The organism is Emticicia sp. TH156 (assembly GCF_002855535.1).
In the GTDB taxonomy this organism is placed as follows: domain Bacteria; phylum Bacteroidota; class Bacteroidia; order Cytophagales; family Spirosomataceae; genus Emticicia; species Emticicia fluvialis.
The window spans coordinates 82,906-97,938 of the sequence record NZ_PKRS01000008.1; the positions used below are offsets into that span (position 1 = coordinate 82,906).

The window sequence follows — 15,033 nt, forward strand, 5'->3', positions numbered from 1 at the left end:
TGATTTAAAAAAGAAACCTGCTAAGTGGATGCCCCACTGCACACGAACTATTACTAAATGAAACTTTAAATGTAGTAATTAAATAAGCAGAGGCCATGTAAACCTCTGCTTATTTGATAGCAGCGTTATTGTCTGGCAAATTTTTCCAGTTCGGTGTTGAATTTGTCCAGCTCCTCAATGAAAAGGGCATGGCCGCTGTTTTCGAATCTGACAATGTAGGCGTTCTTTATTCCTTTATGAGTTTGTTCTGCCAGAGAGAAATCATTCAGTTTGTCTTTTACACCGTGAAAAATAGCTACGGGTATGGTTATTTTAGACAATTGTGGGCGAAGGTCGGTATCACGGAGGGCAATTATCGATTGGGTAGCGGCATACGGCAAAGCCTCCAGATTGATGCCGCCAAGCCAGTTGGCCAGACCTTTCGAGATGCCGTCTTCAGTGGCAGCAAACCCTTTACCGAAGTTTTCTAGTAATTGCGGGCGGTTAGTTCTGCTCAAATGTATCAACGCCGCTGCGGCTTCATCCGAAACGCCATAAGGATAATCGGCTCGTTGTTTCCATGAAGGAGATGCTGTTCCGAATAATGCCAGTTTAGAAACATGAGCCGCATTGTACTTAGCCACATAATGTGTTACTACGGTTCCGCCCAAAGAAAAGCCACCTAATACCGCATTTTTTATTTTCAGTTTTTCAAGCACCACCTTAATGTCATCAGAGAAAACATCGAAATCATATCTGCCATAAGGTTTGTCTGATTTTCCGAAGCCCCTTAGAGTGATACCAATAACTCTGAAACCTTTTTGAACCAGATATTGATACTGGTATTCATACATGGCGTCGCTTAAAGGCCAGCCGTGTATCAGCACAATGGGCTGACCGTCTCCGAGGTCTGTAACATGCAGTTTTACATTTTTTTCAACCTCAATGTATTCTTGTCTGCCGGCTGAGGCCGGTTTGCGGGTAACCTGAGCGTGTACAGAATTTCTAAATGCCAGACCGGCTAAAAGTGCAATGATTAAAGATGTGGTTTTCATTTTATTACTTGTGTTAATATAGTTTCTGATTGTCATAAAAGTTTAATACTGATTAATTGAGATAGGCTTCAAGCGTAATCTCCAGGTTATAAGCTTTGCTCACGGGGCAGGTTTCTTTTGATGCAAAGGCAATTTTATTAAATTGTTCCTGCGTTATATCCGGCACAATGGCATGAACCGTAAGGGCTGAACGAGTGATAACACCATTATTTAAAGAAACCACTGCTTCGGTGCTTAGCTCTTCAGGGGTAAAGCCTGCGGTTGTGAGGTCGGCGCTTAATTTCATGGTAAAACATCCGGCATGAGCTGCGGCCATTAGTTCTTCCGGATTAGTGCCTGGCTGGTTCTCGAACCTGGATACAAAAGAGTAAGGAGTTTTATTCAATGTCTGACTTTGTGAGGTTAGCGTACCTTTGCCTTCTTTGATTGTGCCATTCCAGATGGCTTTTGCTGAACGATTCATTTTGTTTGTATTTTAGATGATTTATTGTTTTAATTTGATAGCACAAAGTTCGGCTGAATTTACAGGCCAGCCAATGCACAGATTTCTATAGATATTGTACTTTTTTCCTTTTGAGGGAAAAATTTATAAATAATAGCTATATTTTATTGGTAATTGGTGATTGGAGGGAGAGAGGAGGGGATGGAAAGTATAAACATAGAGATGCCATTCCTCTAATTGGGGTAAGAGGATTCAAGGCCGTACAATTGTAAATATTAAGAAGTCTTACAACATCCCATCCGGATTAGGAACAAAATTAAGGAAGGAGTCAGAGTGGGAGAGATACTTTTCTGTATCGAGTTTGTAAAGAAATGCGCCTTTTTTAGAGAAACCTTTCTGTTTTTCTTTCAGTTTGATTAGTAAACCTGTTGAGAGTATTTTTCTGCTGAAATTACGTTTATCGAAATTACTGCCATAAATGGCTTCATAAAGATTCTGTATCTGCGGAATAGTGAAAGTCTCGGGCATTAACTCAAAACCAATGGGGTGAAACGCCGCCTTGTAACGCAGGCGTTCAATGGCCATTTTTATCATGGTCGAGTGGTCAAACAACAATTCGGGCAGGTCATGCATCGAAAACCACTGCGCTTGGTAGGTGTCTGAGATCTTCGTTTCATAATCCATCACATTCACTAAGGCATAATAAGCCACGGCCACTGTTCTTTCCACAGGGTCACGGTTTGGGTCACCGAAAGCACCCAGTTGCTCCAGAAATACACCAGTTAGTCCTGTCAGTTCAAACAAAATGCGGTTGGCGGCCTGGTCGAGGCTTTCAGAAGGATTAAGCCACCCACCCATCAGCGACCACGTGTCTTTATCGGTCTGCACGCCACGTTTTACCAATAATAATTTTAATTCTTCGCCATCAAAGCCAAAAATAATTGAATCGAGGGCTACCAGACATTTCGTTTGCTGCTTGTAAAGTTCTAACATCTCAACGGTTGAGCTTGCGGTATTTTTTAGGTGGTTCATAATTTATCAACAATATTAGGAAAGTGAATGCCGTTGCACAACAAAAAACAGAAAAAAGACATAGTTTTGTAATAAAAAACCCATGCTCCTGCTTAAAATACAGAATTTGTCCAGATCTTTTGACGACAAAAAGGCAATTAACAACATTTCCTTTACATTAAGGAAAGGAGAGATTCTGGCGATTCTGGGCGAGAGCGGCTCAGGCAAAACAACCCTGCTACACCTGATTGGCGCATTACAGGAACCCGATGAAGGTGAACTGCTTCTGGAGGGTAACCGTATCACGCCTCCATCGCGCAAATTAATTGCCGGGCACCCTGACATTAAACTGGTACGGCAGGACTACGGCCTTTTTCCTAATATTTCAATTAGAGAAAACATTGCGTATGAACTACGCTACTATGAAGAAAACTACAGAAATAAACGAGTAGATAAATTACTAAAACTTAGCGGGCTTGATAAAGTGCAGACTCATTTGCCGCGCGAAGTATCCGGCGGTGAGCAGCAAAGAGCCGTAATTGCCAAAGCCATTGCAGAGCAGCCAAAGCTGCTGCTGCTTGATGAACCTTTCAGCCACCTGGATGCCGTTAATAAACGCAGACTGAAAACCGAAATTCTGCGCCTGATAAAAGCTGAGGAAGTGAGCTGTATCTTTGTTACACATGATGTGAGCGATGCTTACGGTATGGCCGACCGACTGGCAATTATGCGCAAGGGAAAAATTCTGCAACTGGATAACCCCCAAACGGTATACCAGCACCCGGCAAACAGATATGTAGCTGAAATAACCGGAGAAGTAAACATAGTTAATGAAGATTGGGTGGCAAAGGCGGGTATCAAACATCAGTTTGTACGTCCTGAACAAATCAGATTAGCAACTTCGTCTCAGCTCAAAGCCATTGTTTTATCGGTTAAGTTCTTAGGCAATTATTATGAAATTTCGCTCCATTGCCTTGAGCAGGAATTAAAGATGTTCAGCTTTGAGCCTTTGGTTGTAGGGGCAGAGATTGGTATAGAGATAAAGAACTAAACACAATATGTAGTTTCCCGATTAAGACGCTATACAATTCGAAAAACCTGCCTAAATTGCGCAAAATTTTACGTTATCTTAAAAGCATGCAGAAAATTCTTTTCATAGACCGCGACGGTACCATTATTGATGAGCCCAAGACAGATTTTCAGATAGATTCTCTTGAAAAATTATTCTTCCTTCCCAAGACTCTTTCCAATCTCAGAAAAATAGCTGAAGAAACCGATTACAAATTAGTGATGGTTACCAATCAGGATGGATTGGGAACAGCCGCTTTTCCTGAGGATACGTTCTGGCCGGCGCATAATAAAATGATGCAGGCCCTTGAAAATGAAAACGTGTATTTTGAAGCTGTTCATATAGACCGTAGTTTCCCTGAAGACAACCTGCCTACGCGCAAACCGGGTACAGGCCTGCTTACCGAATATATGAACGGTGATTATGACCTGGCCAACTCTTATGTAATAGGCGACAGGCTGACAGATGTGCAACTGGCGGTTAACCTGGGCGCCAAAGCTATTTTTATAGGAGAAAATCCTACACTTACAGCAGAACAAGAAAGGGCTGCAGCACTTGTTACCACCGATTGGGATGTCATCTATGAGTTTCTGAAATTACCACCCCGTAAGGCATCCATTGAGCGCAATACCAAAGAGACAAAGATTAAAATTGATCTGAATCTGGATGGTAAAGGGAAATCTGATATACATACCGGGCTTGGTTTTTATGACCACATGCTTGACCAACTGGCCAAGCACTCAGGCGCCGACTTATCTGTTTTTGTTGAGGGTGATTTACACATAGACGAACACCATACCATTGAAGATACGGCATTGGCTTTGGGAGAGGCGTATCTGAAGGCGCTTGGCGATAAAAAGGGGATTTCTCGCTACGGATTCCTTTTACCAATGGATGATGCTTTGGCACAGGTAGCCATTGATTTTTCAGGCAGACCATGGATAGTATGGGAGGCAGAGTTTAAACGCGAAAAAGTAGGAGAGATGCCTACCGAAATGTTCTACCATTTCTTCAAGTCGTTTTCTGATACTTCCAAATGTAATCTGAATATAAAATGCGAGGGGCAAAACGAACACCATAAAATAGAGGCCATATTCAAGGCATTTGCCAAAGCTATTAAAATGGCCGTTAAACGAGACCTGAAAGACCTCGACAGCCTGCCTAGTACCAAAGGAGTACTATAAAAAGCGAAGGGTTTGCAGCATCTGCAAACCCTTCGCTTTTTATAGAAACTATCAATTAATAATTTACTGAGTTACTCAGGTGTGATAAAAAAAACATTCGCTAATTCACCATTCACTAATTCGCCATTAGCTAATTCACGATTAACTCATTTAACCCTGTCGGGGTTTTCACTGGCAAAGGCTGCCCAGCCTTTCTTTTTTGATGAGTTGCCCGTAAGTGCTTTGGTTTTGGCGTGCATGTAATGGCAAATGGCCACACCAATAGCATCGGTGGCATCATAAAATTCGGTTTCCAGTTTCATTTTCAGTGTTTGCTCAAGCATGTAAGCCACCTGCTCTTTACTGGCGTTACCATTGCCGGTAACAGATTGCTTTACTTTTTTAGGCAGGTACTCAACAATAGGTACATCGCGGTTCAGCGCTGCAGCTATGGCTACTCCCTGCGCCCTCCCCAATTTCAACATCGATTGCACATTTACTCCGTAGAAAGGAGCCTCTATAGCCATTTCATCGGGCAGAAATTCTTCAATCAGTTGCGTCATTCTTTCATAAATCTTCTTTAACTTCAGTTCATGTGTACTATATTTGTCGAGTTTTAAAACACCATATTGTAGCAGGGTAATGGCGCTACCTTGTACGGCAATAATTCCATAGCCCATAATTCTGGTTCCGGGGTCTACACCTAATATTATTTTCTCATTATTCATACATGCAAAATAACTCAAAAATCTTAGACTTTAAGCCTGGTTTCTGGTTATGGGTGTTAAAAAATGTCCTGTTTGCAGTAGTGTTGTGTTTGGTTTATCTGCTGTTAAAAGAGAAAGGAGGCAATATCAGCCAAATGGTTCAATACCTCAGCCAACTTCCGGTAAATGCGTCAATGGTAGCTATTGTAGCTTTGATACCTGTCAACTGGGCCTTTGAGGCCTGGAAATGGCAGCGGCTGGCCGGAAAGGTAGAAAAAATCAGCTTTTGGGAGGCGTACCGGGGTGTGCTGGCTGGTCTGGCATTAGGTAACTTTACCCCCTTAATGATTGGTGACTACGCCGGAAAAATAGCCATGTTGAAAACACAGAAGCGCAGCGCAGGTGTGGGCGCCGTATTACTCGGTAATGGTTTGCAGTTGTATGTCTCTCTGTTATTTGGGTTTATCAGTTATCTTTATTTTGTGTTGGTGGCCAATCCGGAGCCTTTTCCATTACATATAAGTGTGCTAGTCTTTTTGGGTATTTTGTTAATAACAGGTGTATGGACAGCATTCAATTTGAAGAGGCTTGATTTTTCAGAATCTAAAATGGTTTTCAGTAAGTATGTATCCAGATACCTGATAATAGTAAAGGAATATGGTTTGACCGAAGTAAGAGATGTTTTTCTGATAGCTACCGGGCGATACATCATTTTTGCCTTACAGTTTCTGCTACTATTTCAGTTGTTTCAAATCAAATTGGCGGTTCCGGTGTTGCTGGCAGGTATCGGGGTAGTCTTCCTGACAAAAACATTGGGCGCTGCTTTCAATTTTCTGGGCGATCTGAGCGTTCGGGCTGTTACCTCAATGTATTATTTCGGATACTTCGGTGTACAACTTTCTTTAATAACCACAGCCACCTTTACTATCTGGTTTATTAATGTTTTGGTGCCGGTTATTGTCGGTAGTCTGTTTATATTGTCATTGAGGTTATCAACCAATCCCACAGCGGAGTCTGTCAGATGAGTTTATCTTTAATTTCTTTAATCTGTGTTAGCCACTAGTCTCATTATAGTTACCTCTGTCTACTTCCTGATGAATATCGGGCTTATTTTTATATGGTTATCAGGCAAGCCTTACAAAATACAGGCTGGCGGTAAAGAGCCTTTAGCTATATCTATCATTATCCCGGTGCGTAATGAAGCCGCTAATATAATCCGTTTGTTGCAGGATCTGGAAATTCAGAGTTATCCATTTGATAAATTTGAAGTTATAGTGGCAGATGACGACTCAACAGATGGTACCCTTACGCTTGTTAAAGATTTTCAGAGACAAACCTCCATGAGGCTGTTGATAAATCAGTTACCTGCCAAAACCAACAATACATCGCCCAAGAAAAGAGCCATTGATGCATCTATCCAGTTGGCAAAAGGCGAATTAATAGTAACCACAGACGGCGATTGTCGTGTAGGTAAAAACTGGCTGGCGGTAATTGCCAGTTTTCAGGCCGAAACCGGGGCATATCTGGTAAGTTCGCCTGTTACATTTATTAATGATTCCAATAGCTTTTTGGCAAAACTATGGCAGCAGATACAAACCATTGAGTTCAGTAGTCTGATTGGTTCCGGAGCCTGCGCCATGCTGATTGGCAAGCCCAATATGTGCAATGGAGCAAATCTGGCGTATCTAAAATCGGTTTTTGGTGAAGTTGGCGGGTTTTCGGGGAATGAAAATCTGGCATCGGGTGATGACGAGTTTCTGATGCATAAGGTAGCAGCCGCGTATCCGGGCAAGGTCAGGTTTCTAAAACATCAGGAAGCCATTGTAGAGACACAGGCGCATCAGTCTCTGCAATCATTTTATTACCAGCGCAAGCGATGGTCAAGCAAATGGAGACATTACAACAATCCGGTAACTACTGCTTTGGCGGTTTTTATTTTCCTGTCCAACTTTTCTATAATACTTACTGCGGTGCTTTGCTTTTTACAGGTAATTCCGGCTGAGAAGGCCGTTATCATCCTTTTTGCTAAATTTTCGGCAGAGCTGCTATTTTTAATATTGATTCTTAGCTTTTTGAACAAAAAAAGACTAATTTGGCTCATCCCGGTTGTCCAGCTCATTTACCCGTTCTATGTAAGTTTTTTCGGATTGATTGCCCAGGGTAAAAATGAATATATCTGGAAAGGGAGAAAACTTCAATAAGCTAACCGCTCACCTAACGTATCAGATGAAACACCTGTTCCTGCTGCTATTACTGCCAATGGCTCTTTTTGCGCAAAGTAAAAAAGAACAACGACTGTTGAAAAAGGCCGATAAAATCCATGCCCGCGCTTATACAGTAGATACCCATGCCGATGTACCCATTAATATGTTGGAAATGGAGGGTTTTGATATTGGCATAAAGCATGAGTATGACAAAGACGGTACACAGATTGATTTTCCGCGTATGAAAGAGGGCGGCATGGATGCCATGTTTTTTGCTGTCTATATGGCGCAGGGCAAACGTACACCTGAAGGAAACGCAGAAGCCAAAGAAAAGGCTTTGAAGATATTTAAGGCCATTCATGAGGCCGTTAAAAAATACCCCGACATGGCTGAGCTGGTAACAACCGCCAGAGAAGGATACGCCGTGCATAAAAAAGGGAAACTGGGTGTTTTTATTGGTATGGAAAATGGTTGGCCTATAGGGCAGGAGTTATCAAACCTTCAGCTGTATTATGACTTAGGCCTTAGATACATCACCCTGGCGCACTCGTTTAATAATGATATCAGTGATTCATCAGGTGACCCCGAAGGGGCTGAGCATAACGGCATCAGTAAGTACGGAGAAGCCTGCATTACCGAAATGAACAGGCTGGGAATTATAGTTGATGTATCGCATCTTTCCGATTCTGCCTTTTATGATGTTATGCGTTTAAGTAAGGCACCAGTATTTGCTTCACACTCTTCTTGCCGGGCATTAAGTGATGTTAAAAGAAACATGACCGACGACATGATTAAACTGATGGCTTCTAAAGGAGGTGTTATTCAGATTAATTTTGTGGCCGATTTCCTGAAGAAGCCTTCGGAAGAAGTCGCGGTTTCTATCCGTACGCTCAGAATGCAGGCCATGAGAGCCGATGCAACGCCGGAAGACAAAAAAAGAATCAATAACGAACTCCGCCAGTTAAAATATAAGTATCCCGGCGATGTACCCAATGTAAAAACCGTCGTTGACCATATTGACCACGTAGTTAAGATTGCCGGTATTGACCATGTGGGTATTGGGATGGATATGGATGGCGGCAGCGATGTAATGGGCTGTGAAGACGTAAGCAAAATTAAAAACGTAACAATTGAGTTGTTAAAACGTGGATACACAGCCCGGCAGATACGTAAAATCTGGGGTGGTAATACCATGCGCGTAATGGCAGCTGTTGAGAAAACGGCAAACAAATTAAACAAATGAGTGTGAATAGCCATGCCTATTGACTGGGGGGTGGTTAATTGAAATGTTGCACTATAAATTGTAAGATTTTTTTTCTGCCGGTGCAATCTGATATTTTTATGCCAAAAAAAAATGATAAATTGACTTTTACCGGGTATTATTGTTATCTTTGTCGAATTATAACAATACTAATATTTTATATAACAAATGTGGCTCTGGATAGGGTATTATATAAAATTACTTAGAAAAATTTGGAAGCCTTATTCAAACTTTTTAATATTGTAACCAAATGATACAATAATACTTTAATAAAAAACGAAAATATTTACATGGATTACATTATACATTAATTATCTGTGATTAATCTGGTTCCCATTTATTTTCTATCAAAACTTCATCTTTTAAGGTTCAAAATGTTAAAATCCGCAATTGTAAACTAAAAAGTAAGCATTGATTTTATTGCGGTAGTGTTTTTTAAAAAATTAAGCAAAATTTAGATGAACGCCAGACCCCGGCATCTTTTTTTTGCTCCTCTAAATTCCACAGCTTCATAACTCAGTAGTAGATTTATCAAAAAAACAGTTTAAGACGTCTGCAAATTTATTTGTTCCGGATGTTTCACAGTATTTTTATGCTTTTTTTGATTTATAAAAAAAACATGAAAAATTTGGAAAATTTAAAGCATGCCTCTATAATTGTGCAAAATACACTTATCAGGATAGTTCAATAAATTCTGAAAAAGTGAAAATCAAAATCTTTAATTACAATTTATTTTTTACTTTTTTTTAACTAAAACAAAACTATGAAACAAAACTACTTTGTGCCCATAAGGGGTGCTCTGATTTGTGGACTACTCTGGATGATGTCCATAGTAGCATTTGCACAAAAATCTGTCAGTGGTAAAGTAAGTGATGCGAGAGGGGAAGCCATTCCTGGCGCCAGTATCTCTGTTAAAGGAACAACAACCGGTACAATTTCAGATGCAGAAGGTAACTTTAAAATTAATGTACCAACTGCAGGAGGTACTTTGGTAATCAGCTCAATTGGTTACAAAACTGTTCAGGTTGCTCTAACTAATCAGAGTACATTGAACATTACTCTTGAAGATGATGCCGCAGGTCTTGATGAAGTAGTTGTAACCGGTTACTCAGTAGATAAAAGACGCGAATCAACCGGCGCTATTTCAACTGTAAAAACAAAAGACCTTACTACCGTTCCAAGTTCAAGTGTTGAACAACAGTTACAAGGTAGGGTAGCGGGTTTAACAGTTGTAACGACCAGCCAGCCTGGTTCTGGCAGCCAGATTCGCGTACGTGGTTTTGGTGCATTCGGTGGTAACGAGCCTTTGACAATCGTAGATGGTTTGCCAAGTGACGCAAGTTTCCTGAATCCTGAAGATATCGAATCAACAACAGTTTTGAAAGACGCCTCAGCTGCTTCTATCTACGGTGCCAGAGCAGCTAATGGTGTAATTATTTACACTACTAAGAAAGGTAAGAAAAATGCGAAAAAACTAAACGTAACTTATGATGGTGTGTTTGGTTTTACAGACCCGGGCAAAGGTCAGAAAATGATGAACCCACAGGATCAGGCAACCTGGACCTGGACAGCCCTTAAAAACTCAGGTGCTCCATTGTCTCACCCTCAATATGGTACCGGTCCTACGCCTATCATTCCTGACTACCTGAAAGTTGGTGACAGAAGCGGTGTGGTGGGTACTATCGATTTAGCTGCTGAAAAATTGAAATACAATATTACAGGGCCAACCATCGGTGATTACTATCAGGTAATTAAAGCAAACAAAGAAGGTACCGACTGGTATAAAGAGCTAACCCAAACCGGAACAATCCAAAGACACTCACTTGGCTTTGAAGGTGGTGGAGATGCTTCTCGTTTTTATGTTGGGTTATCATTACAAGACCAACAAGGTATTCTGCCTAGCCAGAGAGCCAAACGTATTGCTATGCGTGTAAACTCTGAGTTTGATCTTTTCAAAAACGTAAGAATTGGTGAAAACATCCAGCTTACGTATCTTCAAATCCTTGGCCGTCAGGGTGCTAACAACGGTTTGCAATCATCTCAGGATGAAAACGACATCCTGGCTGCTTTCAGATCTCCAACAATCCTTCCCGTTCGCGATGAGTTCGGTGGTTGGGCTGGTACTACGGCACTAGGTTTTGGTCAGGGTTCTAACCCAGTTGCTAACCAACAGGCAGGTAAATTAAACAGAAACTTTAACGGTATAGTTTCTGGTAACTTCTACGTTGAAGTGGATGTTATCAAAGATTTGACTTTACGTTCTTCTATCGGCGGAACTTACAACAACTCTTACGGATGGGGGTATGGTCGTCCGATTTATGAAACCCTTGAAAACAAAAGCGTGGTTTGGTCTTATAACGAAAACGCTCGCTTTAGTTTAGGATGGACTTTCACCAATACTATTTCATACAAGAAGAAATTTGGTATCCATAACGTAGAGGTTCTGGCTGGTCAGGAAGCGCTTAATACAGGTTTCGGTAAGAATATTTCTGCTGACGGTCGTGCGCCTTTCTCTGGTGACCCTAACTATATTACCATTTCTACACTGGATATCAGAAACCCTGCCAACAGTGGTAAAGACAATGGTGTTAATTTTAACTCATACTTTGGCAGAGCAATCTATACCCTTAAAGATAAGTATATTGTTACAGGGGTTATCAGACGCGACGGTTCTTCACGCTTCGGTTCCAATAACAGATATGGTGTGTTCCCTGCAGTATCTGCTGCCTGGAGACTTTCAGACGAACCATTCATGAAGAGCTTGTCTTGGGTAAATGACCTGAAAATCAGAGGGGGTTATGGTACAATGGGTAACTCAAACAACGTTTCTCCGGTTAACCAGTTCAATCTTTACGAACAAAACGTTGGTACATCTGGTTATGACATTAACGGTACTAACGCTGGTATAGTAGGCGGTTTCAGACAGTCACGCATTGGTAACCCAAATGCTAAATGGGAAACCAGTATCACCAAAAACATTGGTTTCGATGGTTCATTCCTGAAAGGCAAATTGGATGTTATCTTAGATTTGTGGCAAAAAGATACCAAAGACCTGCTATATACCTTGCCAATTACACAAACAGTCGGTGGAGCTACTCCTCCTTCAGTTAACGTGGGAACAATGGTAAACAAAGGTATTGATATTCAGATTATTACACGTGGCAAATGGGGTACAGACTTAGGTTATTCATTTGACGTAACCGGTAGTTTCCTTAATAACGAAATCACAGAAATTGGTGGAGGCCTTAAATACCTTCAGGATGTGAACCCTGGTTTCAGAGGTGTAAACCCTATACGTAACCAATTGGGTTATTCGTTATCTTCTTTCTACGGTTACAAAGTTGTTGGCTTGTTCCAGACGCAAGAGCAGGTTAACCAGGCTTTATTAGAAAAAGCAACACCTGGTGCTGCAATTCCAACACAAACTGGCGCAGGCCTTGGTCGTTTCCGTTATGCTGACCTGAACGGTGATGGCAAAATTGATGCTGATGACCGTACCTATTTAGGTAGCCCGGTTCCGAAATTTACCGGTGGTTTGAACTTCAGCCTTTCTTATAAGAATTTTGAGATGCTTGCTTACTTCTATACTTCAATTGGTAACAAAATCTTTAATATCTCTAAAAGATTTACAGATTTCTATCCGTTGTTTGCTGGTGCCGCTATCTCTGAGCGTGTTAAAAACTCTTGGAGCCCTGAGAATCCAAATACAGATATCCCACGTTTTGAACAAAATGACGGTTTCAGTACTGGTTCTCAATCAAGCAGTTTCTATGTTGAAGATGGTTCTTATTTAAGATTCCAAAACCTTTCAATTGCTTACAATGTGCCAAGTGCAATTGCAAGCAAAATGAAATTAGGAAGAATTCGCGTGAATGCCGCAGTTAATAACTTATTCACGGTTACTAAATATAGCGGTCTTGACCCACAAGTGGCAGGTGCTGCTGATACTAACTTTGGGGTAGATTTGGGTAACTTCCCAATGACTCGTCAGGTAACGTTTGGTTTAAATGTTGGATTCTAACCTAAGTCAAATTAAATTAAAACAATGAAAAAAGTTAAAATATTAATTTCCAGCTTCGTCCTGTTTGCAGGGATGTACGCTTGTAAAGATAGCTTCCTGGATGTGCCTGCTACAGGTACACTCTCTAAGGACCAATTGACCGGTACTGCTGGTCTTGAGGGTTCATTAATTGCAGCTTATGCACAGCTGAGTGCGCTTAGCCAAACGCACTCTGGTCCGTCAAACTGGCTTATCGGTAGTATCAGAGGTGGAGACGCCAACAAAGGAACTGACCCGGGTGATGGTACCGAAATGATTCCGGTTCAAAGATATGAGTATGTATCTACTGACCAGGTGGCTGGTAACGTTTATCAAAGTTACTTTGATGGAGTAGCCAGAGCAAATGCAGTATTGAGTCTGTTGAAAGATGCATTGCCAAGTGTGAAAGAAGCCGATAAAGCAAGAATTACAGCAGAGGCGCGTTTTATCAGAGGCCATTTTTACTTTCAATTGAAGAGAAACTTCAATATGGTTCCTTATGTGGATGAAAATATTGGTGTCGGCAACGGAATTGAGAAAGTTAAAAATGATATAGACCTTTGGCCAAAAATCGAGGCTGATTTTAAAGCAGCTTATGATGCTTTGCCAGAGACATCTTCTTCGGTAGGTCGTGCTAATAAATGGGCTGCCGCAACTTACCTTGCAAAAACGTATTTGTATCAAAAGAAATATGCAGAAGCAAAAGCACTTTTTGATTTGATTATTGCTAACGGTAAAACAACCGGTGGTAAAAAATATGCGCTGTTACCTAAGTATTCTGACCTGTATAGAGTTGCTAACGATAATAACGCTGAGTCAGTTTTTGCGGTTCAGGCAACTGTTAAATCAGGTAGCGGTAATAATGCTAACGGCGACTTGCAGCTTAACTTCATCCAAGGGGTTGACCCTGGTACCTGTTGCGGTTTCTTCCAGCCGTCGTTTGAGTTTGTAAACTCGTTCCGTACTGATGCCAATGGTTTACCATTGTTGGATAACTCTTACAATCTTGAAGCCAATGCAGTTAAAAATGATATGGGTATTAAATCTGATCAGCCTTTCACATTAGATGCTGGTCCGTTAGACCCAAGATTAGACCATTCAGTAGGCCGTAGAGGTATTCCATTCCTTGATTGGGGTCCTCACACTGGTTTCAGCATGATTCGTAACCAACCTAACGGTGGCCCTTACTCTCCTAAAAAGTACATCTTTACCAAAGCAGAGAAAGCAGCAGGTTTGACAGAAACGGGTGGTTGGGGACACCAGACCTACAACGCCTACAACGTTACTATTATCAGATTTGCAGACGTTCTGTTAATGGCTGCAGAAGCTGAAATTGAAGTGGGTTCTTTGGCCAAAGCCTTGGAATATACTAATATGGTAAGAGGTCGCGCTACTAATGCATCTGATTTTGTTTCAATCAACGGCCAACCAGCTGCTAATTACAAAATTGGTTTATATAGTTCTTTCCCAACTAAAGAATATGCAAGAGCTGCTGTTCGTTTTGAAAGAAGACTAGAGTTGGGTATGGAAGGTTATCGTTTCTATGACCTTGTTCGTTGGGGCGAAGACGTTGAAGCTATCAACCGCTATCTGAAATATGACCAGAAGTTTTTACCGGGCGCATTAGGTGGAGCAGTTTACACAGCTAATAAAGCTTTGTTCCCGATTCCACAATCTCAGATTGACCTTGTAGGTTCTAGTGTATTAAAACAAAATCCTGGATATTAATAACTAAGATATAATAGGATTACCTCATATAGGAGATGGCTGACCGCCATCTCCTATTGTTTTTTTTACCACCTCAAAAATTGATAATGGAAAAGTTGTTGATTTTTTTGCCTTTTGATGTTGTTTTCTTGCAAAAAAGAGCAAAATGTATTGAGAGAGCTAACTGGTGATAAGTTGAAGAACGTTTACCTTAAAAACAATACTTAACGCTCGCGGAACCAGTGGCATTATAGTGATTAGGTTAATTAGATTGAAAGCAAACTAGTTTACAATTGTGAGGCGTTTGGGTAAAGTACAGGTTAAAGAGATATAATAATACAAATCAGGTAAGATAATCAGGCTGAGGGAAAAGTAAGTTTCTTCGTTTATTGTAAC

11 protein-coding genes are annotated in these 15,033 nt (G+C 41.0%); 7 read left to right on the top strand and 4 right to left on the bottom strand.

The window, feature by feature from the left end; genetic code table 11:
- Positions 1 to 125: 125 nt before the first annotated feature.
- The 3 genes from C0V77_RS15620 to C0V77_RS15630 form a co-directional block, all read right to left on the bottom strand.
- Positions 126 to 1,034 carry an alpha/beta fold hydrolase gene (locus C0V77_RS15620; RefSeq protein WP_101727491.1) on the bottom strand — a complete coding sequence of 303 codons (909 nt, stop codon included), beginning with the start codon at positions 1,032 to 1,034 and terminating at the stop codon, positions 126 to 128.
- 52 nt (positions 1,035 to 1,086) lie between these two features.
- Positions 1,087 to 1,497: an OsmC family protein gene (locus tag C0V77_RS15625; RefSeq protein ID WP_101727282.1), complete on the bottom strand. Its 411-nt coding sequence runs from the start codon at positions 1,495 to 1,497 to the stop codon at positions 1,087 to 1,089.
- Positions 1,498 to 1,761: 264 nt separating this feature from the next.
- The gene (locus C0V77_RS15630; protein WP_101727492.1) at positions 1,762 to 2,469 is read right to left on the bottom strand and encodes an NrtR DNA-binding winged helix domain-containing protein; all 708 of its coding nucleotides are present in this window, start codon (positions 2,467 to 2,469) and stop codon (positions 1,762 to 1,764) included.
- A gap of 121 nt (positions 2,470 to 2,590) precedes the next feature.
- Between C0V77_RS15630 and C0V77_RS15635 the strand changes: the two genes are divergently transcribed.
- Both C0V77_RS15635 and hisB read left to right on the top strand, forming a co-directional pair.
- Complete coding sequence (locus C0V77_RS15635; protein WP_101727283.1) at positions 2,591 to 3,538, top strand: ABC transporter ATP-binding protein; 948 nt, start codon at positions 2,591 to 2,593, stop codon at positions 3,536 to 3,538.
- Positions 3,539 to 3,624: 86 nt separating this feature from the next.
- Positions 3,625 to 4,740, top strand: coding sequence for a bifunctional histidinol-phosphatase/imidazoleglycerol-phosphate dehydratase HisB (gene hisB, locus C0V77_RS15640; protein ID WP_101727284.1), 1,116 nt, complete (start codon positions 3,625 to 3,627; stop codon positions 4,738 to 4,740).
- 146 nt (positions 4,741 to 4,886) lie between these two features.
- Here the strand turns inward: hisB and ruvC are convergent, their stop codons facing one another.
- Positions 4,887 to 5,447, bottom strand: coding sequence for a crossover junction endodeoxyribonuclease RuvC (ruvC, locus tag C0V77_RS15645; protein WP_101727285.1), 561 nt, complete (start codon positions 5,445 to 5,447; stop codon positions 4,887 to 4,889).
- A 2-nt stretch (positions 5,448 to 5,449) separates the two neighbouring features.
- Between ruvC and C0V77_RS15650 the strand changes: the two genes are divergently transcribed.
- From C0V77_RS15650 to C0V77_RS15670, 5 genes are all read left to right on the top strand, one after another.
- Complete coding sequence (locus C0V77_RS15650) at positions 5,450 to 6,451, top strand: lysylphosphatidylglycerol synthase domain-containing protein (RefSeq protein ID WP_101727286.1); 1,002 nt, start codon at positions 5,450 to 5,452, stop codon at positions 6,449 to 6,451.
- A 24-nt stretch (positions 6,452 to 6,475) separates the two neighbouring features.
- Positions 6,476 to 7,627 (top strand): glycosyltransferase, encoded by a 1,152-nt coding sequence (locus C0V77_RS15655; protein ID WP_229236298.1) that lies wholly within the window; start codon positions 6,476 to 6,478, stop codon positions 7,625 to 7,627.
- Entirely contained in the window at positions 7,593 to 8,873 is a 1,281-nt protein-coding gene (locus C0V77_RS15660) for a dipeptidase (protein ID WP_310587036.1), read from the top strand. The genes C0V77_RS15655 and C0V77_RS15660 overlap by 35 nt, the downstream gene beginning before the upstream one ends.
- 781 nt (positions 8,874 to 9,654) lie before the next feature.
- Positions 9,655 to 12,912, top strand: coding sequence for a TonB-dependent receptor (locus C0V77_RS15665; protein ID WP_101727288.1), 3,258 nt, complete (start codon positions 9,655 to 9,657; stop codon positions 12,910 to 12,912).
- A 24-nt stretch (positions 12,913 to 12,936) separates the two neighbouring features.
- On the top strand, positions 12,937 to 14,658 hold the full coding sequence (locus C0V77_RS15670; protein ID WP_101727289.1) for a RagB/SusD family nutrient uptake outer membrane protein: 1,722 nt from the start codon (positions 12,937 to 12,939) through the stop codon (positions 14,656 to 14,658).
- Positions 14,659 to 15,033: the final 375 nt, after the last annotated feature.